The sequence below is a fragment of the Variimorphobacter saccharofermentans genome, from assembly GCF_014174405.1.
GTDB classification, from domain to species: domain Bacteria; phylum Bacillota; class Clostridia; order Lachnospirales; family Lachnospiraceae; genus Mobilitalea; species Mobilitalea saccharofermentans.
The window spans coordinates 1,641,499-1,664,601 of the sequence record NZ_JACEGA010000001.1 but is presented as its reverse complement, the minus strand read 5'-3'; the positions used below and the strand labels follow the sequence as shown (position 1 = coordinate 1,664,601).

The 23,103-nt window shown below is 39.2% G+C and carries 22 protein-coding genes; 1 reads left to right on the top strand and 21 read right to left on the bottom strand.

The annotated features are described in order from the left end of the window. Positions 1–6: 6 nt before the first annotated feature. The 21 genes from H0486_RS07270 to H0486_RS07170 form a co-directional block, all read right to left on the bottom strand. Positions 7–1,371, bottom strand: a complete 1,365-nt coding sequence (locus tag H0486_RS07270; RefSeq protein ID WP_228352363.1) for a nitrogenase component 1 — start codon at positions 1,369–1,371, stop codon at positions 7–9. Continuing rightward, complete coding sequence (gene nifD / locus H0486_RS07265; RefSeq protein WP_228352362.1) at positions 1,365–2,963, bottom strand: nitrogenase molybdenum-iron protein alpha chain; 1,599 nt, start codon at positions 2,961–2,963, stop codon at positions 1,365–1,367. The genes H0486_RS07270 and nifD overlap by 7 nt, the downstream gene beginning before the upstream one ends. Before the next feature lie 15 nt (positions 2,964–2,978). Then, a complete protein-coding gene (locus H0486_RS07260) occupies positions 2,979–3,362 on the bottom strand; it encodes a P-II family nitrogen regulator (RefSeq protein ID WP_228352361.1) in 384 nt (127 codons plus the stop codon). A gap of 11 nt (positions 3,363–3,373) precedes the next feature. After that, entirely contained in the window at positions 3,374–3,700 is a 327-nt protein-coding gene (locus tag H0486_RS07255; RefSeq protein WP_228352360.1) for a P-II family nitrogen regulator, read from the bottom strand. A gap of 19 nt (positions 3,701–3,719) precedes the next feature. Next, positions 3,720–4,541: a nitrogenase iron protein gene (gene nifH, locus H0486_RS07250; protein WP_228352359.1), complete on the bottom strand. Its 822-nt coding sequence runs from the start codon at positions 4,539–4,541 to the stop codon at positions 3,720–3,722. Positions 4,542–4,809: 268 nt separating this feature from the next. After that, the gene (locus H0486_RS07245) at positions 4,810–5,856 is read right to left on the bottom strand and encodes a sulfate/molybdate ABC transporter ATP-binding protein (RefSeq protein WP_228352358.1); all 1,047 of its coding nucleotides are present in this window, start codon (positions 5,854–5,856) and stop codon (positions 4,810–4,812) included. Positions 5,857–5,909: 53 nt separating this feature from the next. Further along, positions 5,910–6,584: a molybdate ABC transporter permease subunit gene (gene modB, locus H0486_RS07240; RefSeq protein ID WP_267023507.1), complete on the bottom strand. Its 675-nt coding sequence runs from the start codon at positions 6,582–6,584 to the stop codon at positions 5,910–5,912. 24 nt (positions 6,585–6,608) lie between these two features. Further along, positions 6,609–7,424, bottom strand: coding sequence for a molybdate ABC transporter substrate-binding protein (modA, locus tag H0486_RS07235; protein ID WP_228352357.1), 816 nt, complete (start codon positions 7,422–7,424; stop codon positions 6,609–6,611). Positions 7,425–7,663: 239 nt separating this feature from the next. Next, positions 7,664–8,170, bottom strand: a complete 507-nt coding sequence (locus H0486_RS07230) for a GNAT family N-acetyltransferase (RefSeq protein WP_267023506.1) — start codon at positions 8,168–8,170, stop codon at positions 7,664–7,666. A gap of 127 nt (positions 8,171–8,297) precedes the next feature. Further along, positions 8,298–8,861 carry an HD domain-containing protein gene (locus H0486_RS07225; RefSeq protein WP_228352356.1) on the bottom strand — a complete coding sequence of 188 codons (564 nt, stop codon included), beginning with the start codon at positions 8,859–8,861 and terminating at the stop codon, positions 8,298–8,300. A 232-nt stretch (positions 8,862–9,093) separates the two neighbouring features. Then, entirely contained in the window at positions 9,094–11,397 is a 2,304-nt protein-coding gene (locus tag H0486_RS07220; RefSeq protein WP_228352355.1) for a DNA internalization-related competence protein ComEC/Rec2, read from the bottom strand. Between the two features lie 21 nt (positions 11,398–11,418). Further along, positions 11,419–12,345, bottom strand: coding sequence for a GerMN domain-containing protein (locus tag H0486_RS07215; RefSeq protein WP_228352354.1), 927 nt, complete (start codon positions 12,343–12,345; stop codon positions 11,419–11,421). 18 nt (positions 12,346–12,363) lie between these two features. After that, complete coding sequence (locus tag H0486_RS07210) at positions 12,364–13,776, bottom strand: sensor histidine kinase (RefSeq protein ID WP_228352353.1); 1,413 nt, start codon at positions 13,774–13,776, stop codon at positions 12,364–12,366. Positions 13,777–13,795: 19 nt separating this feature from the next. Further along, positions 13,796–14,494: a response regulator transcription factor gene (locus H0486_RS07205; protein ID WP_228352352.1), complete on the bottom strand. Its 699-nt coding sequence runs from the start codon at positions 14,492–14,494 to the stop codon at positions 13,796–13,798. A gap of 83 nt (positions 14,495–14,577) precedes the next feature. Further along, positions 14,578–15,318, bottom strand: coding sequence for a helix-hairpin-helix domain-containing protein (locus H0486_RS07200; protein ID WP_228352351.1), 741 nt, complete (start codon positions 15,316–15,318; stop codon positions 14,578–14,580). A gap of 120 nt (positions 15,319–15,438) precedes the next feature. Beyond that, complete coding sequence (locus H0486_RS07195; protein ID WP_228352350.1) at positions 15,439–15,888, bottom strand: DMT family transporter; 450 nt, start codon at positions 15,886–15,888, stop codon at positions 15,439–15,441. 228 nt (positions 15,889–16,116) lie between these two features. Next, positions 16,117–17,307, bottom strand: a complete 1,191-nt coding sequence (locus H0486_RS07190; RefSeq protein WP_228352349.1) for an aspartate aminotransferase family protein — start codon at positions 17,305–17,307, stop codon at positions 16,117–16,119. Positions 17,308–17,381: 74 nt separating this feature from the next. Then, positions 17,382–18,275, bottom strand: a complete 894-nt coding sequence (gene argB / locus H0486_RS07185) for an acetylglutamate kinase (RefSeq protein ID WP_228354385.1) — start codon at positions 18,273–18,275, stop codon at positions 17,382–17,384. 117 nt (positions 18,276–18,392) lie between these two features. Beyond that, the gene (gene argJ, locus H0486_RS07180) at positions 18,393–19,613 is read right to left on the bottom strand and encodes a bifunctional glutamate N-acetyltransferase/amino-acid acetyltransferase ArgJ (protein WP_228352348.1); all 1,221 of its coding nucleotides are present in this window, start codon (positions 19,611–19,613) and stop codon (positions 18,393–18,395) included. An 85-nt stretch (positions 19,614–19,698) separates the two neighbouring features. Further along, on the bottom strand, positions 19,699–20,127 hold the full coding sequence (locus H0486_RS07175; protein WP_228352347.1) for a GNAT family N-acetyltransferase: 429 nt from the start codon (positions 20,125–20,127) through the stop codon (positions 19,699–19,701). Between the two features lie 100 nt (positions 20,128–20,227). Continuing rightward, on the bottom strand, positions 20,228–20,839 hold the full coding sequence (locus H0486_RS07170; protein ID WP_228352346.1) for a Maf family protein: 612 nt from the start codon (positions 20,837–20,839) through the stop codon (positions 20,228–20,230). Between the two features lie 770 nt (positions 20,840–21,609). On the opposite strand from H0486_RS07170, the gene H0486_RS07165 reads away from it, so the two are divergent. Then, complete coding sequence (locus H0486_RS07165) at positions 21,610–22,821, top strand: argininosuccinate synthase (RefSeq protein ID WP_228352345.1); 1,212 nt, start codon at positions 21,610–21,612, stop codon at positions 22,819–22,821. The last annotated feature ends 282 nt before the right edge of the window (positions 22,822–23,103 follow it).

Sequence of the window (23,103 nt, the reverse complement as noted above, 5' to 3'; positions counted from 1 at the left end):
CACAATTTACATAACCATCTCAAAATCTTCTTCGGCACAATCTCGATCCATTCGATCCATTAAGGCATTGGTAATCATTTCTGCCAGTCTCATGCCACCCTTATATCCCACTAATGGCAGATAAGAATGAATATAGCGGTCTATAATCGGGAAGCCTGCTCTGACAAAAGGAATATCCTCTGCTCTGGCGATGTATTTACCATGGGTACCTCCAATCAGTAAATCCACACCTTCTTCCTTAATCCACTGGTGAAGTTCGAATAAATCTCCGGCAGCTTTAGCCTTACAGCCTACTACTCCGAATTTTGAGAAGAGTTCTTCAGCAGCCTGCTCAAAAGCATCACCTGGAGTTCCTGTTACAAGGTACTTAGGCAGCATACCCATCTCCAGAAGGAATTCCGCTATGCTGAGTACTGTATCTGGATCACCGAAAACTGCAACCTTTTTATTATAGGTATATGGATGAATGTCAATAAGAATATCAACCAGCTGTCCTCGTTCCTCCTCCAGTTGATCAGGAACCTCACTCTTTGTGATTTTTTGTAATGCAAGAATATATTCATCGGTGCGTCCAATACCAATCGGTAAAGGCAGCAGGTCATAATTTACACGGCATTTTTTAGATAGTGCTTCGGCCGGAGCTTCACTGGCGAACTTGCCAAATGCGATGGAGGATGTTGAATCACCTAGCTGTATAATCTCCTCAACAGTGGTTCCTCCCTTAGGATATAGCATAAACTTACCGGTCATAGGACTATCCATTACTCCACTGGTATCCGGTAGCATGGTATAAGGAACACCCATTAGCTCCGCTATCCTTTTTATCTCCCTCATATCTCCAGGGTTTACAAATCCGGGGAATATTGCAGTCTTCCCGTTGGTCTTACCACTGGATACAGATAAATACTGGATAAAGCTTGCTACCATATTGGAAAAGCCCGTGATATGGGAGCCCTTGTAGCTTGGTGTATTGGTATGAACCATATACTTTCCATCCGGAATGTCAATGCCTTGAATTAGCGCATTCAGGTCATCACCAATTGTTTCTGATAAGCAGGTAGTATGAACTGCAATAATCTTCGGATCATAGATTTGGAATATATTCTTAGCAGCTGTTTTAAGATTGCTTCCACCACCAAATACGGAGGAGCCTTCTGTAAAGGAGCTGGAGGATGCCATTGCCGGATCCTTAAAGTGACGGGTTAAGAACATTCTGTGAAAGGCACAACAGCCTTGAGAACCATGGCTGTGCGGCATACAAGCATGAACACCGAGGGCTGCATACATAGCCCCTACCGGCTGGCAGGTTTTGGCCGGATTTATTTTTAAACCACTTCTTTCATATGCTTCCTTTTTCGTATAATCTAACATACTGCTTCACCTCCCAGAGTACCTTCTAAAATCGGCGCCGTTTTCCATGGAGCTTTTACATAACTCCAGGCCGGTGTATAGATTCCCATAGCCACATCTCTTGCAAAATTGATTGCTCCTCGGAAGCAGCAATATGGGCCGCTGTAATCATAGGAATGTAACTGTCTCGAAAGAATGCCTGATTTCTGAGCAACGAATTTATCCTTAATACCGGAGAAGAAAATATCGGGTTTTAACGCCTTTAACAGTTCTTCTGTCTCATAGTGGTTTAAATCGTCCACCATAAAGGTTCCGTTCTCCATATCCTTTACCATACCCTCGTAATAATCAATCAGTTTTTCCTCTCTCAGCCTGTTTAAATCCTCCTCGGATAAGTATAGATGATATTTCTCGATATCCGGTTCTACCGTTATAGATTCAATATTCTTATTATCAGCATCCATTTTTATGAAGGGTAGGACTTCTCTTCCTTCATAATCCTCCCTGTGGGCAAATTCATAACCGGCAAGGATTGTATGAACACCTAAGTCCTTCAATAGAGCTTGATAATGATGAGCTCTGGAGCCTCCTACATAGATAGCGGCTGTTTTACCCTTCAATTTGCCTCGATAGTACTCCATATACTCTGCTATCTGCAGTAATTCCTCCGAAATTACAGCTTCCGTCCGGGCTATTAGCTCAGGGTCACCAAAATATTTGGCAATGTCCCGAAGAGTTTTCATCGTAGCATCTACCCCGATGAAATTAACCTTCATCCAAGGAATACCGTATTTGGTTTCAATCATTTCCGCTATATAATTAATGGATCGGTGGCACTGAACCAGACTTAAATTGGCTTTATGGGCATTTTTTAAATCCTCAATACTGCTGCCACCGGTAAAGGTCGATACCACTTCATAACCTATTCTTTTCAGTAAGCGCTCCGTTTCCCAACCGTCACCACCGATATTGTACTCTCCCAGAAGATTCACTGAGAATTTGTTCTTAATCTCCCGATCTCCTTCTCCTATGACATAGCGTATCAGCTGATTATTTGCAATGTGATGTCCTGCCGATTGGCTGACTCCCTTATAACCTTCACAGCTGAAAGCAATGCACTTAATGCCATATTCCTTCTCTGCCCATTTTGCAACAGCATGAATATCATCACCGATTAATCCTACCGGACAGGTTGAGCAAATAAAGATTGTAGAGGGATGGAATAAATCCACCGCTTCCTGAATTGATTGCTTTAGTTTCTTCTCTCCACCGAATACAATATCCGATTCCTGAAGATCTGTGGAGAAGCAGTACTGCAGATAATTATCCTCTCCCTCTTCCTTTCTTGCCTTATGTCGTCTGGTTCCCCAGGAATAAAAGGCACAACCAATGGGTCCATGGGTTATTAGAAAAGCATCCTTAATCGGCCCAAGCACAACACCCTTACAGCCTGCGTAGCAACAGCCTCTCTGTGTAATAATGCCGGGTATAGTGCGGACATTAGCGGCAATTTCATTATTATTATCATTATTGCCGACTTCCACCATATGCTCCTTTCGGTTTTTATAAACCTTGGAATCATATTTTTCTAAAACTTTATGAATCGTTTTCATATAAGCACCTCCCAGCTAATATACTTCCGTAGTGATTTCTCCATTCCTTACCCGGTAATTCTCAAGGATTGGAAGGACGAATATCTTGCCGTCTCCGGGATTACCGGTGGAATTGGCTTCCATAATAGTATCTACCACCAGCTCCACTTGATCATCATCAATAATTGTCGTAAATATTCTCTTGGGAATTAGGCGATTCGTTTCTGAGAGATATTCACCTATGGTATCGGATGGTGCTTCCTCTGAATCCATGATGGCAAAGAACAAATTAGGATCCATCAGCTTCTTGCCTCGACCAAGAGCTCTTCTACAGGTGAAGGAAGGAATTCCGGCTTCCGCTAAAGCCGACTTGGTAACATTGACCTTGTTCTGCCTGATAATAGCAATAATTTCCTTCATAACAATCCCTCCTATAATCCTTTCTTTCTACTACTGATGGTATATGCCTCCTCCACAGGGCTGACGAATATTCTACCATCTCCAAAATGACCTTCTTCCCCTGTTCTTGCATATTTCATAATGATACGAACGACATCATCCTTATCTTTATCTTCCACAACCATTAATAACATCTCCTTGGGAATTTCGTCATAATATACTTCCCCGACCTTAACTCCCTTTTGCTTACCTCTACCGTATACATCCATTTTGGTTACGGCAGGAAAGCCTGCTGCCAAAAGTTCAGATAACACGATCCCTACCTTTTCAGGACGTATGATTGCTCTTACTAATACCATATACCTTCCTCCTTTTGATTTATATATCTAAGATTCCATGTTCCATAAGAAGCTCTTCCAGACGTTCCTGCTTCATTGGCTTCGGTATTACAAACATATCATTACCGTCGATTTTCTTTGCCAATTCCCGGTATTCATCTGCCTGGTTCGCATTGGGATCATAATCAATTACGGTCTTTTTATTGATCTCCGCTCTCTGAACCATATTATCTCTTGGTACAAAGTGTATCATCTGGGAGCCTAGCTCCTTGGCAAAGGCACTTACCAGCTCCGCTTCTCCATCCACCTTTCTGGAGTTACAGATGATTCCACCCAGCCTGACACCTCCTGTCGAAGCGTATTTGGAAATACCCTTGGAGATATTGTTGGCTGCATAGAGTGCCATCATCTCTCCAGAAGCTACGATGTATATTTCCTGCGCTTTTCCTTCACGAATTGGCATTGCAAATCCACCACAAACTACATCACCAAGTACATCATAGAATACATAATCCAGATCATCGGTATATGCTCCAAGCTGCTCCAGCAAACTGATGGAAGTAATGATTCCTCGACCTGCACAGCCAACACCGGGCTCCGGTCCTCCGGACTCTACACATCGGATATTGGCAAATCCCCGTTTCATAATGAAGTCCAGATCGATATCCTCTCCTTCTTCTCTTAACGTATCAAGAACTGTTCTTTGTGCCAGACCACCCAAAATTAATCTTGTGGAGTCAGCCTTTGGATCACAGCCTACAATCATAATGTTTTTACCCATTTCTCCTAACCCAGCAGTTAAATTCTGTGTTGTTGTTGATTTTCCAATTCCACCTTTACCATAAATTGCGACCTGTCTCATAGCAATAGCCTCCTTTTTAATATAAAAAATTGTGTTCCCTTTAAAAAAAAAAGAGCCATTCCCTTCTCATGAAGAAGGAATGACGTCTCTGTCTAAAGACTTTACCTGCACATAGTATGCAGGCTTAATATATAGAATTGATCTGTTGATTACCGGTAATTACTATAGTCGCTATTCTAGCATATGGAAAAATGTGTTTCAATACATTAAATTGTCAAAATTTATATCTGATACATAATTATTTTTGCACACTTTACACTATTAATACCTATTTTAGTAACAGAAGATATTCCTTTGGGAAATGCAAATATCCCCTCCTGCATTCTGTTAGGTTATCCCACTCATCCTTTGCTAAGGTAAGGTGAAATCTATGCTTATCGTCCAATATCTTGGAATTATGATAAATCAGGTTTACCTCCTTCGGTCCCTCCAGTACCTCTACCAATTCTACCGGGATGGTATTTTCATCGGCAGACATTGTCAGTTTTAGGCGATTTCCACATATTCCGATGAAGCGGATCTCCTCTGAAATCCTTTCCATAGTCTTTAGACAAAGGTTCCAGTCCAGGGCCATAAGCTCATACTCTCCTATCCTTTTTATTCTGGAGATATTCCTGCACCCAATCAGCCTTGCGGTACTTACCTGTTCAGGATGCCCGAATATCTGACATTTCGGTCCGTATTCCACTACAGCGCCGTGATCCAGAACGGCAATAGAATCACAAAACTGGTATAGCTCACCTTTACTATGGGATACCAAGATAATATCCTTTCCATAATCCGATAGAATTGCTTTAAGCTCTGGGAATAATTCTTCTTTTAGGTGAGTATCCAATGCGGAAAAGGGTTCATCCAGCAATAAGAGCTCAGGCTCATAAGCCAGAAGCCTGGCCATTGCAACTCTTTGCTGCTCTCCACCGGATAGCTGCCATGGGTAGCAATTCTGTAGATTTTCTATCGAAAACATTGCCAGCAGCTGTTGTAGCCGTTGTTGGTGATTGGCTTTATCCTTCATACCGATCTTAATGTTTTCATTTACTGTCATATGGGGGAACAAAGCATAATTTTGAAAAAGCAGCCCTATGTTACGATATCTTGGTGGTATATTGATGCCCTGTTCTGAATCAAACACCACTTGATCGTTTAGCCTGATACATCCGTGATCCGGTGTTTCTATCCCTGCAATACATCTTAATGTCATACTTTTACCACTACCGGAAGCACCCAATAAACCTAAGGCATTACCCTGACTTTCTATGTTGACCGAAAGAGTGAAATTCTTATACTTCTTCTTTATGTTGACCAATAAGTTCATATATACCCTCCTATCACTGCCTTTCATTCCTTCGGTTACTTACGATACTTCCTCTATCTGTATGCAGCAATACCTCCCCTAAATCGATGAGTGATGCATTTAATCAGAAGCATCATAAAGAAAGAAAAGGCAATTAATATTCCACTCCAAAGCAGAGCAAATTGATAATTTCCACTTTGAAGATTCATATAGATTGCCAAAGGCATGGTCTGTGTTACCCCTGGTATATTTCCCGCTACTATCAATGTTGCTCCGAATTCCCCTAAAGCTCTGGCAAAGGATAATATCACTCCGGATACGATTCCAGGTAATGACAGAGGAAGTATAATTTTTATAAAAATTGCATACTCTGACATTCCTAGGGTTCTCCCGGCTTCTATCAGCTTTTGGTCCACTTGGGCAAAGGCTGACTTCGCACAACGGTACATGAGAGGAAAAGCAACAAAAGCCGCTGCTAGCACAGCACCTTCTTTGGTAAAAATAATCTGATATCCAAGCTGTAACAATGTTTTTCCCAAAAGGCCCTTCTTCCCAAATATCATTAGTAATAGCAATCCTGCTACTGTGGGTGGCAATACTAAGGGCAGATTCAATATGATATCGAAAAGCTGCGATCCTTTCGTTAAATTCCCTTTCATTCGAAAAGCAATATAAGTACCAAGTAAAAAACTAATGACCGTTGCCGTCAATGCAACTTTAAGTGAAATCCAAAACGGTGATAAATCCATACTGATCCCTTCCTTTCCATTCAATTACTCGATAGGTAAAAATCCATACTTGAAAAATACCTCCTGCGCTCCCGGAGAAATAAGATAATTAATCAGTTCCATCCCTTCTCTCTCGTCGCTGGTTTCCTTTACCACCGCAGCACAGTAGATAATCCTGCTATGGCTACCCTCCGGAGCCTGTGTTACGATTCTAACCTGATCACTTAAGCTTGCTTCTGTTGAATATACCATACCGACATCCGCATTACCGGAGGCAACCCAGGTCAATACCTCTGTAACGTCCTTTCCGTATACGACTAGCTTCTCCACATCTTCCCATAGTCCCAAAGACTGGCATACCTCATAGGCATACTTTCCGGCAGGAACTGATCGGGGATCTCCCATGGCTATTCTGGAGGCTTTCACTAAATCATTAAAGCCTTGGAGATTAATTGTATTGTTGATTGACTCAATCAACACCAGTTGATTTTGTAATAAATCGACTCTGGTTTTATCTATAATCAAATCATCTTCACCCAGTGAATCCATATTGTCCACTGATGCCGAAAGGAATAGATCAATTGGTGCTCCCTGGCGTATCTGTTGTTCCAGAGTACCGGAGCCTCCATATGTAATCTGAATCTTAATCTCCGGATGTTGCTTTCGGTAATCTTCAAGCAGTTCTTCCATCGCCGGCTTCATACTTGCAGCAGCAGCGATCAGCAGCTCCTTTTGCTTTTCCCTGCCTTGGGACCAGATGATCCCGAACAATAATAATAGGAGTAATACAATACTCTCAATTATTCTTCGGGTTCCGATCCGTTTTCGATCTTCTTTATGAAGCATTCCTATACTCTTCATACAAGCACCATCCTTTCTACATAATAAACATAACTTTCATATTTTAGATATCAGCTTCTAAGGTATCATGCCATGAACTAAAAAAGGCGCCTTAGTCTAAGCTAAGACGCCTATGTCATATTCATTGACAACAATATGATAGTTGAAAACTAAACTTCATAATATTGGCATATGATATAACAGGAATACTTGTTTTGTCAATTCTTTTTTATAATTAAATGAGATTGCTTTAGTAAATCCTACTCATCGAACCTCATCGCTAATTTCTTTAATGCATCATCACATACTCTGTATATTGTCCATTCATCCATAGGAATTGCACCCATTTGCTTGTAGAAGTTTATTGATGGTTGATTCCAGTCCAGGCAATTCCATTCTAATCTTCCACACTTTCTTTCTATACATAATTTAGCAAGAAAAGAAAGCATGATTTTTCCCATACCCTTTCCTCTCATTTCGGGTTTCACATATAAATCTTCCAAGTAAATGCCTGGTCTTCCTAAGAACGTTGAGAAATTATGAAAGAATATTATATAACCAACCGGTTTATTCTGATATTCCCCGATAACAACCTCTGCCACTTTTCTTTCAAATAGGGATTCGTATATATCTTCTTCTGTCGCAACCACTTCATCCAGCATTTTTTCATAATCAGCCAATTCCTTAATCAATTCCAGTATTAAAGGAACATCTTTTTCCTCTGCGAATCTTAACTTAAAACCTTCTAAACTAGTATCAATTATCATTTGTATCCCTCCACTATATGAGTAATATTAGATGCATTATTGACATATGAATACTGACTTCATCAAAGATGAGCTAGTAAAATATACACCCTACTATACCTGTATTTTCTTACTTTTTCAAGGATTATTATTTACCTGCTTCAATTTTTTTAATGCTATCTTGGCGGATAGCCTGTCTTAATTCCATAAGATATTCGGAAAAACCTACTTTATCATCCGCATAGGTGAGATTAAGTTCATATTCCTTCGGAATCCATGTAGACAAATCAGAAATATTATGCTGAATTAATGCTTCCAGGCCATCAATAGATTTATAGATTCTGGCTTCAATCGTTTTACGTTCTTTCATTTCTTCATAAAGCTCTCTCATTTCTGTTGAATATCTTGGAGGTAGAGAATCAATCCAATGATACAATTCTTTTTCCTCCACTTCTTCATGTGCCTGATTTTTATCAAAAGCTGGAATATCCCCAGTAAAACATTCGCCCAGATCATGAATAATACACATTTTAATAACTTTATCCATATCTGCCTCGGGGAACTCGTCCCGCATGAAGAATGCCATCAGCGTCATCATCCAACTATGCTCCGCTACACTTTCATGTCTTCCTTTTGCTGTATAGCAATGACGTGTCGTATCTTTTAACCTTTCTGCAACCGATAAGATGTCCAATAACTTTCTTGCATCCATTTAAATTGTCTCCTTCTCATTATTATCTAAATTAACTCACTGACAGTGCTCTTTCCAACGCTGGAACGCGGCGATTCAATTCTTATACTTACTATATAATAACAAAAAAAGCATAATTTACAATACATCAATTGTTGGAGTAATTCCTGGTTTCTTTATTATGTACTATTTTTGCTATTAAACATGTTGCATAAGCTACTAAATCAATGAATAATGGAATAATGCATAATATTTAATCAGTATATTTTCTAACCAACACCCTCTCCCCATCTGTCATTATAGTAATGGCTCCGCTTTCATATGTAATTGTCACTTCACTTCCTACATCATCTAATCGATTCAACAATTCCATATGAGGATGTCCATAGCGATTGTTCTTACCACAGGAAATCAATGAATACTCCGGCTTAACTACGTTGAGAAACTCCTTACTTGTGGAATACTTCGATCCATGATGAGCTACCTGTAAAATATCGTAATCCATCATAGAAATTAGTTCATCCTCTCCACCCATATCCATATCTCCTGTCAATAGTAGATCAAACTCACCATAATTTACACTTAATACAGTAGAGAAAGAGTTACTGGAAGTACCAATAAAATCGGCGGATGGATGAAGACAGGTCATGTTCAACCTGCCTTCTGTTAAAGTATTGCCTGCCTGTATATAATGTACAGAGATTCCATTATCTATAGCCAAGCTCTCCAAATCCATATAGGCTTCATCCTTTGTTTTGAGATATGGTAGGATAAGATGATGTATCGTAATACGATGATTCAGAATAAGCTCTGTCAATCCGCTAATATGATCATAATCTGAATGTGTAACAATCACGTAATGAAGTGTATCGCTTCCCTGTGATAGCAAAAAGGGCTCAATCCTGTAGCTGCCGACCTTTTTCACATCACTGCTTCCGCCATCCACAAGAAAAGTTGTTCCCTGATCCGTTTTCATATAGATTGCCTCTCCTTGACCTACATCCAGCATCGTAATCTGTAAACCGGGATTTTGCTGTGGAAGGAGAAGGATAAACGTAGCAAAAAGCGGAATGAGAAGAATGATTTTACATTGCTTCCGATTTGCAATATAAGCAAACAAAATGATATGTAGGATATACAATGTAATTTGAAGGAGATTGGGCTTTCCAACGGTTACTAAATTATATGGAAGTGAACTACCCAGCTTACAAACCCCTTCGTAAAACCGAAGGATATATTCTACTCCTCCAGCTAGAAAGACTCCTGCCGGGAGGAAGAAGACTCCGATGACTCCTGCCAGAATAGCAGTAAGAGTTAATAATGTCATAAGAGGCAAAAGAACCAAATTTGTCAGGACCCCATAGAGCGGATATTGATAATAGAATAATAATATCATGGGAGTTGTAGCAATCTGGGCACATATACTTAGAAGAAGCTTATCGATAATTTGATTCTTGGGGGAGATTAACTTTCGAAAACACGGTAAGATAACACTAATTCCCAAGACAGCGCCAAAGGATAGCAGAAATCCGGCACTAAATAATTGAAGTGGATTTTGAAGAAGTATGATCAAAGCACTCAGTGCCATAGCAGAAAGCATGTCATAGGTCTTTCCGAAGATAGCCGCAAGCAGCTGAATGATCATCATAACTACTGCGCGGTTGGTTGATATACTGAAGTTAGTGAGAATGCCATAGCTATAAAGAAAAAGTATGGTTACTAAGGTGGCAGGAATGACTGGTATCCTGCATCGCTTTAGTATCCAGAAAATACTCATTCCAATAAGAGATGTATGGAGACCGGAGATTGCAAGTATATGGGATAGTCCATTTTCCCGATAAAGGCTTTCAATATCTTCCTCAAGTAAATGCTTTTCGCCAAGAAGCATGGCAATAATCACTCCAGAATTCCTCTGAGGCAGAATTTTTTGATACACCTTCATGAACTTTGTCTTTATTTCTCCTAATAACGCATGATATCTGGAATATCCAGCATCAGAAATCATAATCTCATCGGATATCATTTTATAATCGATATTTTCTATCTGGAAGTATAGCAGTTCATTGAATTGGCCTGGATTGGTGGCCTTAGAGAATTTTTGAAGCTTTCCTTTTGCGATGATTTGATTACCGACCCGATAGGTCAGTGAATTCGAGGTATAGATGATAATATTTTCACATAGAAAGGATTTTCCGTCAGACAAGGTAATCGTGTTCCTGGTTACATAAAGTGTCTTTCCCTTTTCTCGTTCTACAATAGTAGTAATGTCCCCGGTCAGCTCACATCTGATTTCTCGTTCAAAGAAGCGATCAATCTCAGGCGGCTTAATCTGCTCAAGCGTTGAAAATACGCCCATTAGAAATAGTAATGGCAGGAACCAGATATACCGGTCCTGCCGGTTGAAAATTCTCTTGTGATTTTGACGAAACAGATATGAGATCAGGAAAAGATATACGGCTATCAGAATATATGCCCATGATATCTCCATTTTGCTCCAGGTAAAGCAAATACCTATGATATAAGCAAATGACAGCCAGATAAGTGGCCGTTTAATCAATAATTACTCCTCCATTCCACGCTAATTACTGCCTTCTATCAACTGTAGCTTTCGTTCGAAAATTCCGTCAAAGGCAGTACCTTCACGATATGTTTTTCTTGTCTCATTGTTTATTAAGAATTGCACCTTATTAATATTCGGTAATTCTACCAGTGTATTAACAACAGAATAGATTGCTATTTCATCTGTCACATTCGGTACTTTATCCAGAAATTTTTCATTAAAATTCACCGTACACAATCCTTCCTTGGTTGTGACACTAATCAGACTGGTACCCTCTGGAATGGTTTTCATCATTCCAATTTCAGTGGGTCCCTTGATCAATTCATTGAGCACAAGCTCTTCTATTGTTCCGGTTCCCGTCAGGTTTACCTTCGCAATATATTCCACTAATGCATTTCCTTCTTCATTTGCATAATAAAGCTTCACTTTGGTATCCGATCCGGTATTATCAATAAAGTCTTCCGCTGTCATAAATCCTACTACCGTATTACCTGATACCTGTAACGGCTGACCATTGATATTGAATTCCATAATATCAATGCCCGGTATCTGACACAGGGTCTTAACAATTGCAGCCCTGCATAGTACTTCCGGTATGCCAGTGAGTTCACTATAACTGACATCGAAATCAATCGTAAGCAGACCATCTTCATTAAACTTATACTCTTTCACCGAGATTGTCTCTGGTATAGCACTTTTATACAAGACATTATCCGGCTTTCTTTTTAGCTGGTCAAATAGCTCCTTAAGCTGATCCTCTTTTTCTGTCGCAGCTATTTCATAATTAACACTTTCCAAACCGGAAGTCTTTGAATTGATATAATAAACCTTATACTGGGACTCACTTGCTAACTCCTCATTCGGATCCTTCGACCGGCAAGCCGAAAGCAATATTACAAGGGAAACCAGTATCAAAGCAACCAGATGCTGTCTCATTATTTTCATACAAAACATTCCTTCCGATTATACAATATAGTTTAGCGGAATTCGAACATTAAAGGTGGTTCCTTCGCCTTCCTTACTGTATACCTTAATCGCGCCACGATGCATTTGGATTACATTCTTAGTAATTGCCAATCCTAATCCGGTTCCGCCGGATTCTCTTGATCTGGCTTTATCCACACGATAGAAGCGTTCAAAGATGTAATCTATAGCATCTTCCGGTATTCCTATTCCTGAGTCCGATACTTTGATGAAGAAATATTTATGATCCGCATTCAGGGATACTCTGACCCATCCATCCTCTATGTTATATTTAATTGCATTTTCAATCAGATTTGAAATTGCAAGAGATAATTTCACCTCATCTACTTCCGCAATAACCGGACGAAAACTTTCATAAATCAGTTCAATATTCCTTTTTTTTGCAATCGGGCTCAATCGTTTTAAGATCTGTTCCAGCAATTCATTAATATTAATGGAGGTAATATTCATATCTCCAGACGTCTTATCCAGCTTAACCAGGGATAACAGATCATTAATGATTTTATTCTCTCTCTCTATTTCATCCGTAATATCCACTAAGAATTCCCGATAAAGCTCTACCGGAGTATCCTCCTGCATTAATAGAGAATCGGCAAGCACCTTAATAGAGGTTATCGGCGTTTTTAATTCATGGGAAACATTAGAAACGAATTCCTGTCTGGAGTTTTCCAGCTTCTGCATTCGGTTAATCATGTGATTAAAGGAATCTGAGATTTTCTCTATCTCATTAAATCCCTTTATCGACACACTCTCATCCATAAAACCCTCAGTCAAACGATCAATCGAATTCACTACATTTGTTAAGGGCTTCGTCAGAATACCGGAGAAATAGATAGCAAATACGACAATGATAACGGCAAGTGCTATTGCAAATAGAACAACTCTCTGCTCAAGTCTGTCACGAATACTTTGTATATTCTTTGTGGAGAAACTCATAACAATAACGCCCGCCACTTCTTTGCTTTCCTGCTGGGCCTTGTCATCCTGTAGCTGTAGGATGGGGTAGGTTAACTTCAGATAGTGATTCTGCCGGTCATGATAGGTTTGATTGGTACCGTTAAAGCATTGGATCACTTCTTCTGATATCAAATAATCACCCTTATAGAGTGAATACGTATCCTTCACAATGTTCAAGTTACTATTCACAATAATAATTCGACCATGATAAATCTCTGCTATTTTTGCTATATCAGAATCAAATTCCGGTACATCACCCGTGGTAAGATAGGTCGTGGTATATGGTGATTTACTGAGCATATTGCATTGATTCTGCAGCTCTGCCACCAGATTGTTGATTGCATTTTCCTCATAGGTATTCAGTAATACCTGTGAGAAGAAAGACAATGGAACCACACCTAATAGGATAAATGCCAATAGCAGATATATTCGCATACTATTTAAAAACTTCAATTTACTCTTGATTTTGGAAAAAATATCCAACACCCCATTTTGTATGTATATATTTTGGCTCACTAGGATTGCTTTCAATCTTTTCCCGTAATCTACGAATGTGCACATCCACTGTTCTTACATCACCCGGATAGTCATAGCCCCAAACAATATTCAACAGATTTTCACGACTGTATACCTTATTCGGGTTAAATACCAGTAATTCCAGCAGATCAAATTCCTTAGCTGTTAAATTGACCTCTTTTCCGCTAATATAGACACGTCTATTTTCGCAATCTATCTTCATATCACCAAACACTACCGTCTTTGAATCATTGTTATTCGTTGTTGTATTCTTAGTACTTCTGCGAATAATTGCCTTAATTCTTGCCTTTACTTCAAGAATATTAAAGGGCTTTGTGATATAATCATCCGCTCCATACTCCAAGCCAAGAATTTTGTCCATATCATCTCCTTTTGCAGTGAGCATTATGATTGGCATCGAAGAAAATTCCCTTATTTGCTGACATACTTCGAATCCGGATAGCTTTGGAAGCATAACATCCAGTAATACAACATCATATTCTTTCTTTTTCGCGGCTTCTATTGCTTCTTCTCCATCATAGGCACAATCCACTTCCATACCGTCCTGCTCTAGACTAAACCGAATTCCTTTCACTATCAATTTCTCATCATCAACAACAAGTACTTTCTTTGCCATTCTTTTCACCTCATTTATAGTATGGTCTTCTTTCACATACCCTTTATATTCTATATTACTATAAGTATACTTAGATTGAAATGCTATTTTACTGTAATATACGAAGAAATCTTACGATACAGTCCTTCCTTTATACCCGGTATATTCATAATATCTTCTGTATTCATAAATTTACCGTTAGCTAAACGATATTCAATTATGCTGTCAGCCTTTGCGTGTCCAATTCCTGGGAGTGTCATTAATTCCTCCTTGTCAGCCGTATTGATATTTACTAATTCGGAGGTTTTATCATTCTTCTGTGAATTATCATAATCTCCGGAAGGGTTTGCGATATAATCGGATAATTCCAGTTCCTTTACCTCTTCCTTGCTAGGAATATAAATACGTTGGCCATCTGTGACCTCCTGAGCCTGATTTATAAAGTCTCCTGCAGCATCCCCAGTAAGGCCTCCGGATACCTGTATTACATCATATAATCTGGTTCCTGTGTCAACCTGATATACACCAGGATGTTTCACTGCTCCACATAAATGTACATAAATAACTGAGTGTTCACTGACTTCATCTCCCAATTCCGAAACATCCGGCTCCTTAGACTCATCTATCTTATCGATATTAGGATCTTCCTCGAGAGTCTTCTCTGTATCGGTATTTAATGAGTTGGCATCCGCTTTCTTGTTCGAATTATCCACGTCATCCTCACTAAGAGTGGTGATTAGTGAGACGGCTTCTCCAGATTTGCTCAGGCGGGAATAGCTGTAATAAACTCCCGATATTATGATAAAGCCAATAACAACTCCTAAAATAATGAGCTTCTTATTCATTGTCTCCTCCTTGAGTTGAAGAAGACTTAAAAAGTACCCTCTATACTTTTTCAGACAATCTTATTTTACATAATCTGCACATCATTTACAATAGGTATTTCCACTATAATTCAAACATTATCAAGTGCAATTTCCACGATTCCACTTAAAAATGATAATCCCTGCTATTACTAGAACAAGTCCCACCAGTTTTCTCCACTCAAACGGTACCTTCTCCGTTCCACAGATTCCGAATATCTCGATTAAATATGCTACTATGAGCTGTGCTGTGATGATAAACATATTCGCCATTGCAGGGCCTAATGTATCCACACTCTTTATTACCGTATATGTGATAAACGCTCCCAGGACACCTCCCAGTAGCATATACTTATTGTCAATCTTAAATAATTCCTTAAAATACCCCTGCCTTCCGGTTACTACCCATGCACCTAGACATACTAATAATGCAGTAAACTGAACGAAACTTGCCGATACCCAAATACTGGTCTGCTTTGTTACACCAGTGTTAAAAACACCCTGTATACTCATTAATGCTCCTGAGAGAATCGCAATTAGGATACCCCACATACTTTGCCTTCCTGCCTTTCTTCTTCAATCCTTATTAAAGATCTATTCTCTCTTAACATTACCAAAGTTGGTTGTTCGTATACAGTTTTCCATCAGAATATACTCAGAGCTTGCAGTTTTTATTCTTACATGATTCCTTAAGTAAAATTGGGCTGTTGTACAAATATCAGCAGCCCAAATTAAACTTAATATTCTATTAATTCATATTGAACCATTACCATAAAATGATTACTTAGATATCGTGCTTAGACACTGATCCAATATACCTACCATATCATCAACATGTTGCTTTTCGATAATAAGAGGAGGAACAAATCGGATGATATTGTTACCTGCTGTAAACAATACAAGTCCTGCATTCAATACCTTTTCTATTATCTCCTTTACAGGAATTTTAAATTCCAGTCCCTGTATCAGCCCCATGCCTCTACGTTCCAGAATAAAATCATATTTATTCACCAGTGCATCCAGCTTCTGTTCTAAATACGGAGCTATTTCATTAACATGTGCTAATATATTATCACTTTCAAATATATCGAATACCTTACTCACAGCTGCAGTGGCTAGTGGGTTACCTCCATAGGTTGTTCCATGATCACCCGCTTCGAATGCTGCTGCAACCTCTTCCGTAGCTGCAAATGCTCCAACTGGTATACCACATCCGATTGCTTTTGCACAGGTTATGATATCCGGTTTTATTCCATATTTCTGATAAGCAAACATTGCACCCGTTCTTCCCATACCGCACTGGATTTCATCAAGAATCAGGAGAATTCCATGTTCATCACAGAGAGCACGTATGCCTTCAATGAATTCTTTCGATGCCGGATAAATACCTCCTTCACCCTGAACAGTCTCCATAACAATTGCACAGGTTTTTGAATTAATTAGCGCCTTCACTGAATTCAGATCATTATATTCCGCAAAGACAGCTCCCCCAATTAATGGCTCAAATGCCTCACGATATTTCTTCGTTCCGGTGATGCTTAATGCACCCATACTTCTTCCATGAAAGGAACGACCCATGGATATGATCTCACTATCTGCTTTTCCATGCTTTTTATAGTAGTATTTCCTTGCAAGCTTTACCGCGCCTTCAATGGCTTCTGTACCGCTATTTGTAAAGAATACACGATCCATACCGGAGGCCTTAGTTAATTTCTTAGCAGCCTCAATAGTCGGAACATTGTAGAAGTAGTTCGAAGTATGAATCAACTTATCAATTTGGCTTTTCAGCGCATTACTTAATTCTTTATGTCCATATCCCAAAGCAAACACTGCTATTCCCGCACCAAAATCCAGATATTTTTTTCCATTTGTGTCATATACATATACACCATCGCCCCGATCCAATACGATCTGGTATCGATTGTAAGTATGCATCAATAAAGCTTCTGCTTCATCTATATATTGTTTCATAATAATCCTCCCTTCAATTGCATTCCATCCATGATTTTTCTTCGCTATAACAATATTTTCATCAATACGACTAATTACTTCTCTATCGTCTCATTCTCAAACATGCTTTTCTTATCGATGATTGCAGTACCAATACCTTTGTTCGTAAAGAATTCAAGTAAAAGACAGTGTTCAATTCTACCATCCAGAATATGCACTCTGTTAACCCCATTTTTCACAGCATCCACACAGTTCTTAAGCTTTGGTAACATGCCACCACCGATGAAGCCACTGTCAAGAAGCTCATCTGCTTTATCCAATGTCAATACGGAAATCAAACTGCTTTTATCCTGTGGATCTGCATATACCCCTTCAATATCTGTTAAGAAAACCAATTTCTCGGCACCGATGGCTGTAGCTACCGCGCAGGCTGCATCATCTGCATTAATGTTGTAATTTTGATAATTATCATCCAGACCGATAGGTGCAATCACCGGTACAAAATTGTTATCAATCAGCGTATTGATCAGATCCGCATTTACTTCCTTGATATTACCTACAAATCCAATGTCCTGACCATTCACTGTTCTCTTTTCTACCTTAAGTGTACTTCCGTCCTTACCACTGATGCCTACGGCTTTTACACCGAGCTTTTCGACCATTTGTACGAGATTCTTGTTCACTTTGCCGAGTACCATTTCAGCTACCTCCATGGTTTGCTCATCAGTTACCCGAAGCCCTTCGACAAAGCGTGACTCATGGCCAAGAAGTCCCAGCCATTTCGTAATTTCCTTACCTCCGCCATGTACGATGATTGGTTGCATTCCTACCAGCTTAAGTAATGCAACGTCCTTTATTACATTTAACTGAAGACTTTCATCCAGCATAGCGCTACCGCCGTACTTTACTACAACCTTCTTATTATTAAATTTCTGTATGTAGGGAAGAGCCTCAATTAATGTTTGGGCTTTTAAAAGTATTTGATTCATTTGGTCCATTGTATTGTTTCCTTCCTTTTCCTATCTAAATAAATTGTACAAGAATTCCCGGATTATTACATAGCCTACCGGGTAATTCCTGAATAATTGTTTATTTATAGCCTTATCTTATGATCGATAATCTGCATTAATTTTCACGTAGTCGTAGGTTAAATCGCATCCCCAGGCAGTTGCCGTGGCATTACCCGATTTCAGATCTACGGTTACCTTGACTTCCTTACCCGATAGAAGCTTACTAGCATATTCCTCCGAATAATCCGTACCTAATCCATTCTCCACAAGCTTTAGCTTTCCATCAGCACTCTCAATATAAAGGTCTACCTTATCAGGATCAAATCTTGCTCCTGAATAGCCCATAGCGCACAGGATTCTTCCCCAGTTTGCATCATTACCAAATACTGCTGATTTTACTAAGTTCGAGGTAATGATTGATTTACTTATGGATATGGCATCTTCTTCAGATTTTACACCAATCACCTGTACCTCTAGTAATTTGGTTGCTCCTTCCCCATCTGCCGCTATTTTCTTGGCTAAGTTCGTTGTAACATAGTTTAATGCTTTGCAGAAGGCATCATAATCATCGTTCTTCTCCGTGATTTCTTTATTCCCAGCCAGACCGTTCGCCAGGATCAGCAAGGAATCATTGGTAGAGGTATCTCGATCCACACTTATCATATTAAAGGAATGTTTTACATCCTCGCTTAATGCTTCCTGTAACAGTTCTTTGCTGATAGCCAGATCCGTAGTTATTACTGCCAGCATCGTAGCCATGTTGGGGTGTATCATTCCAGAACCCTTTGCCATTCCTCCGAGCTTTACTTCTTTTCCGTCTATTACAAAGCTTACCGCACACTCCTTCGGATATGTATCCGTCGTCATGATTGCTTCTGCTGCTTGTGCTCCTGCTCCCAATCCTGGTTTCAGTTCACCAGCAAGAAGGGATACTCCTTTCACGATTACATCGATAGGCATCTGCTTTCCAATAACACCTGTAGAAGCAGTATATACAGAATTAATCGGAATATTTAATGCCTTAGCAACAGCTTCAGCCATTAACTCATTATTCTTATCACCTTCCGCTCCGGTACATGCATTGGCAACACCACTATTTAGTACTACAGCTTGAACATATTGACTTTCCTTTGTGATCTTCATATCCCATATTACAGGAGCTGCCTTCACAACATTTGTAGTAAAGGTACCTGCTCCCTTTGCAGGTACGGATGAATATACTAATGCCATGTCTTTTCTATTTTTCTTAATTCCGGCATATACACCCGATGCCTGAAATCCTTGTGATGCTGTTACTCCGCCTTCTATTATCTTCATATTCCTATCCTCCTAAGCGTTTTCTCTATGGGTTATACTCCCATAACTTTGCCTTCATTGCATAAATACTATTTTCTATAAATACTCATATATTCATTTCATTTATACTTTTATCATAATAATTCAGATCAGACCGTTGATTCCAACCCTGGCTACACCAGAAATGATTTCCAAGCTTGTTGTCAGCAAAACATACCAGTGATACTTTTGTAATCTTTTCTGCTTTCATCGCCTCAATTACCTTATCAACTAGTGTTCTTCCAATGGATTGCTTACGGTACTGTTCTGCAACGCAGGCGTGATAAATATATCCTCTTCGTCCATCATGACCACTCAGGATTACGCCAATGATACGATTATCCTCAATTGCAACAAAATTCGTATTTGGATTTCTTCTTACAAACTTTTCTATTCCTTCATATGAATCATCCAATGTTCTTAAGCCGATACCACCTGTTTTAGTCCAAAGACGAAGCACATCTTCATAATCCTCCATCCTGAATAGTCGTATCATCTCATCACCACCCCATTGTGTATTATAAATCAGCTTCCAGAAAACTACTTTCCTGAAAAATATTTATAATTATACATCCGAGTTAAATTTTATGCAATACCTATTTTAATTTTTTTATATCAATCCCTTTTTTCAATAGCATAGAATAGATTTTTGCAATCGGGAAGCCAACTACATTATAATAATCACCTTGGATTTCCTTAATATATATACCAAATTGCCCTTGAATAGCATATGCCCCCGCTTTATCCATAGGCTCACCCGTAGCCACATACTCCCTAATCTGATCCATCGTCATGTCCTGTACAGATACCTTCGTGGAGACTGCCGTCGAAAGCTCTTCTCTTGCTCCATCATTATGAAGGATAACAATACCCACTCCAGTATATACTTCATGTGTATCTCCAGATAGCATCGAGATCATTCTGACTGCATCCTCCACATCCTTCGGTTTCCCCAACGCATTTTCTTCATAAAATACCATGGTATCTGCGCCAATAATAATATACTCCTGATCTTTTTGCTTCTCCTTATTAATGATGTCCGCGACAGCATTACTCTTAAGTATTGCCAGTGCCTTAACCATTGCGGCAGGCTCTGTCTCACGAACCTCTTCCTTAACATCACTGGATATCACTTCATATTTTATTCCCATTATATCCATTATCTCTTTCCGCCTTGGCGATCCCGATGCCAAAATCACTTTATACATAATTCCCCGCCTTTCTTAAGTATATATATTTTTTTACACCGATTAACGTATTCATTCTCAGTTATTGTAATTACCCTAACCCTTCCTATTATATAAAAATTATCCATCAATGTATATGCCTATTATTTCATAAAATAAGAAAGTATATATACAAATGCATAACAGTTCATACTCAAATTACAGACCACACGTACTACATACATTGTCCTAGCTGGTTACCCTTCAAGCTATACGAACCAGGAAACCGTGTCCTGATTGATTAATATCCAGACTACACCAGAGTTCCGGTACGATTTCAATTACAGAATAGATACGAGTAACTACTTCATATGAGACAATTTAATGAAAACCTTTGTCGTTACATAAGACTCTGTCCTTTAGAGTCTTATGTAACGACAAAGAAGCGATAGGATTGGGGCAAACCGGAGGCTGGAAGTATATCCAGAACGGAGCATTTGCGCCAGTCGGTATTTAGGCTCTGTTCTATAGAGCCTTATGTACCGCTACTAGGCGCAATTAAGCGCAAGCGGCTCCGTGGAGGATATACTTCCAGCCTCCGGCTTGCTCCAATCCTATCGCTTCTTCAAAGAGTTATATAACACAACTTTTTTGTTATATTTTAATTTTTCCTATTGCATAATAATAAAATATGTTGTATATTTAATCACATATAAATGGCATGCAATTAAAATAAATGCAATAGGAAATCAGGTATGGGAATCATAATGTACCGGTTTCGTTCATACTTTGCCATGATAGGAGGTTATTATATGAAGGAAAAAGTTATTCTTGCATATTCAGGTGGTCTTGATACTACCGCTATCATTCCCTGGTTAAAGGAAAACTATGACTATGATGTAGTATGTGTTTGTATTGATGTGGGACAGGGAAATGAGCTGGATGGTTTAGAGGAAAGAGCTAAGTTATCCGGTGCTACGAAATTATACATTGAGGACGTAGTTGATGAGTTTGTTGACGATTATGTAATCCCATGTGTAAAAGCAAATGCAGTTTATGAAAATAAATATTTACTGGGAACTTCCATGGCAAGACCAGTTATTGCAAAAAGACTGGTAGAGATAGCTAGATTGGAAGGTGCAACCGCTATCTGTCACGGTGCAACCGGTAAGGGAAATGATCAGGTTCGTTTTGAGCTTACCATCAAAGCACTGGCACCCGATCTGAAAATCATTGCTCCTTGGAGAATTTGGGATATGTCTTCCCGTGAAGAGGAAATTGCATATTGTGAAAAGCATGGAATTCACCTTCCATTTTCTGCAGATAACAGTTATTCCCGTGATCGTAACCTCTGGCATATCAGTCATGAAGGTCTGGAATTAGAATTACCTGAGAATGCTCCGAATTATGATCATCTTCTGGTATTGGGTGTATCACCTGAGAAAGCTCCGGATCAAGGTGAAACCATCAGCTTAAGCTTTGAGAAGGGTGTTCCTACTGCACTTAACGGAAAGATAATGTCCGCAACTGATATTATTAAAGAGCTTAATAAGCTTGGCGGAAAGCATGGAATTGGTATTGTCGATATCGTAGAAAACCGTGTTGTAGGTATGAAATCCCGTGGTGTATATGAAACTCCCGGTGGTACGATTCTTATGGAAGCTCATATGCAACTAGAGGAGCTCATCCTGGATCGTGCAACCTTAACAGCAAAAAAGGAAATTGGTAATCGTTTTGCTGATATTGTATATGAAGGAAAATGGTTCACTCCTTTGCGTGAAGCATATCAGGCATTTATTGATGTGACACAGGAATACGTTACTGGTGAGGTTAAGCTAAAATTATACAAGGGTAATATTATTAAGCAAGGAACTACTTCTCCATATTCCTTATATAATGAAAGCATTGCATCATTTACAACTGGAGATCTATATGATCATCGCGATGCCGAAGGCTTTATTAATCTCTTTGGTTTATCCTTAAAGGTTCGCGCAATGAAGATGGCCTCTTTGGATAAGAAATAGGCATTCAGATTAACAGAATTTTTTATAACTAAGGGCTGTTGTATAATGTAACAGTAGGACTATGACTTACCTCACACACAGACGGAAGAACTAATTGTAAATATTGCATGTCTTAGACGAACAGAAAAGTTCATCTTATTCATACAATATTTTACAACAAGTTCTTCCGACAGTGCATTATGGTAAGTCATAGCCCTGCAAATATATTATACAACAGCCCTTTTATATACTCTATTATTCCGTTCACAGCCTATACGATAGGAACGTACGCTTTACGAGCTA

Bases quoted from the DNA above. Each gene is read 5' to 3' on its own strand.
- H0486_RS07270 (WP_228352363.1), bottom strand. From the start codon at position 1,371: ATGTTAGATTATACGAAAAAGGAAGCATATGAAAGAAGTGGTTTAAAA.
- nifD (WP_228352362.1), bottom strand. From the start codon at position 2,963: ATGAAAACGATTCATAAAGTTTTAGAAAAATATGATTCCAAGGTTTAT.
- H0486_RS07260 (WP_228352361.1), bottom strand. From the start codon at position 3,362: ATGAAGGAAATTATTGCTATTATCAGGCAGAACAAGGTCAATGTTACC.
- H0486_RS07255 (WP_228352360.1), bottom strand. From the start codon at position 3,700: ATGGTATTAGTAAGAGCAATCATACGTCCTGAAAAGGTAGGGATCGTG.
- nifH (WP_228352359.1), bottom strand. From the start codon at position 4,541: ATGAGACAGGTCGCAATTTATGGTAAAGGTGGAATTGGAAAATCAACA.
- H0486_RS07245 (WP_228352358.1), bottom strand. From the start codon at position 5,856: ATGAACTTATTGGTCAACATAAAGAAGAAGTATAAGAATTTCACTCTT.
- modB (WP_267023507.1), bottom strand. From the start codon at position 6,584: ATGGATTTATCACCGTTTTGGATTTCACTTAAAGTTGCATTGACGGCA.
- modA (WP_228352357.1), bottom strand. From the start codon at position 7,424: ATGAAGAGTATAGGAATGCTTCATAAAGAAGATCGAAAACGGATCGGA.
- H0486_RS07230 (WP_267023506.1), bottom strand. From the start codon at position 8,170: ATGATAATTGATACTAGTTTAGAAGGTTTTAAGTTAAGATTCGCAGAG.
- H0486_RS07225 (WP_228352356.1), bottom strand. From the start codon at position 8,861: ATGGATGCAAGAAAGTTATTGGACATCTTATCGGTTGCAGAAAGGTTA.
- H0486_RS07215 (WP_228352354.1), bottom strand. From the start codon at position 12,345: ATGAAAATAATGAGACAGCATCTGGTTGCTTTGATACTGGTTTCCCTT.
- H0486_RS07210 (WP_228352353.1), bottom strand. From the start codon at position 13,776: ATGCGAATATATCTGCTATTGGCATTTATCCTATTAGGTGTGGTTCCA.
- H0486_RS07205 (WP_228352352.1), bottom strand. From the start codon at position 14,494: ATGGCAAAGAAAGTACTTGTTGTTGATGATGAGAAATTGATAGTGAAA.
- H0486_RS07200 (WP_228352351.1), bottom strand. From the start codon at position 15,318: ATGAATAAGAAGCTCATTATTTTAGGAGTTGTTATTGGCTTTATCATA.
- H0486_RS07195 (WP_228352350.1), bottom strand. From the start codon at position 15,888: ATGTGGGGTATCCTAATTGCGATTCTCTCAGGAGCATTAATGAGTATA.
- H0486_RS07190 (WP_228352349.1), bottom strand. From the start codon at position 17,307: ATGAAACAATATATAGATGAAGCAGAAGCTTTATTGATGCATACTTAC.
- argB (WP_228354385.1), bottom strand. From the start codon at position 18,275: ATGAATCAAATACTTTTAAAAGCCCAAACATTAATTGAGGCTCTTCCC.
- argJ (WP_228352348.1), bottom strand. From the start codon at position 19,613: ATGAAGATAATAGAAGGCGGAGTAACAGCATCACAAGGATTTCAGGCA.
- H0486_RS07175 (WP_228352347.1), bottom strand. From the start codon at position 20,127: ATGATACGACTATTCAGGATGGAGGATTATGAAGATGTGCTTCGTCTT.
- H0486_RS07170 (WP_228352346.1), bottom strand. From the start codon at position 20,839: ATGTATAAAGTGATTTTGGCATCGGGATCGCCAAGGCGGAAAGAGATA.
- H0486_RS07165 (WP_228352345.1), top strand. From the start codon at position 21,610: ATGAAGGAAAAAGTTATTCTTGCATATTCAGGTGGTCTTGATACTACC.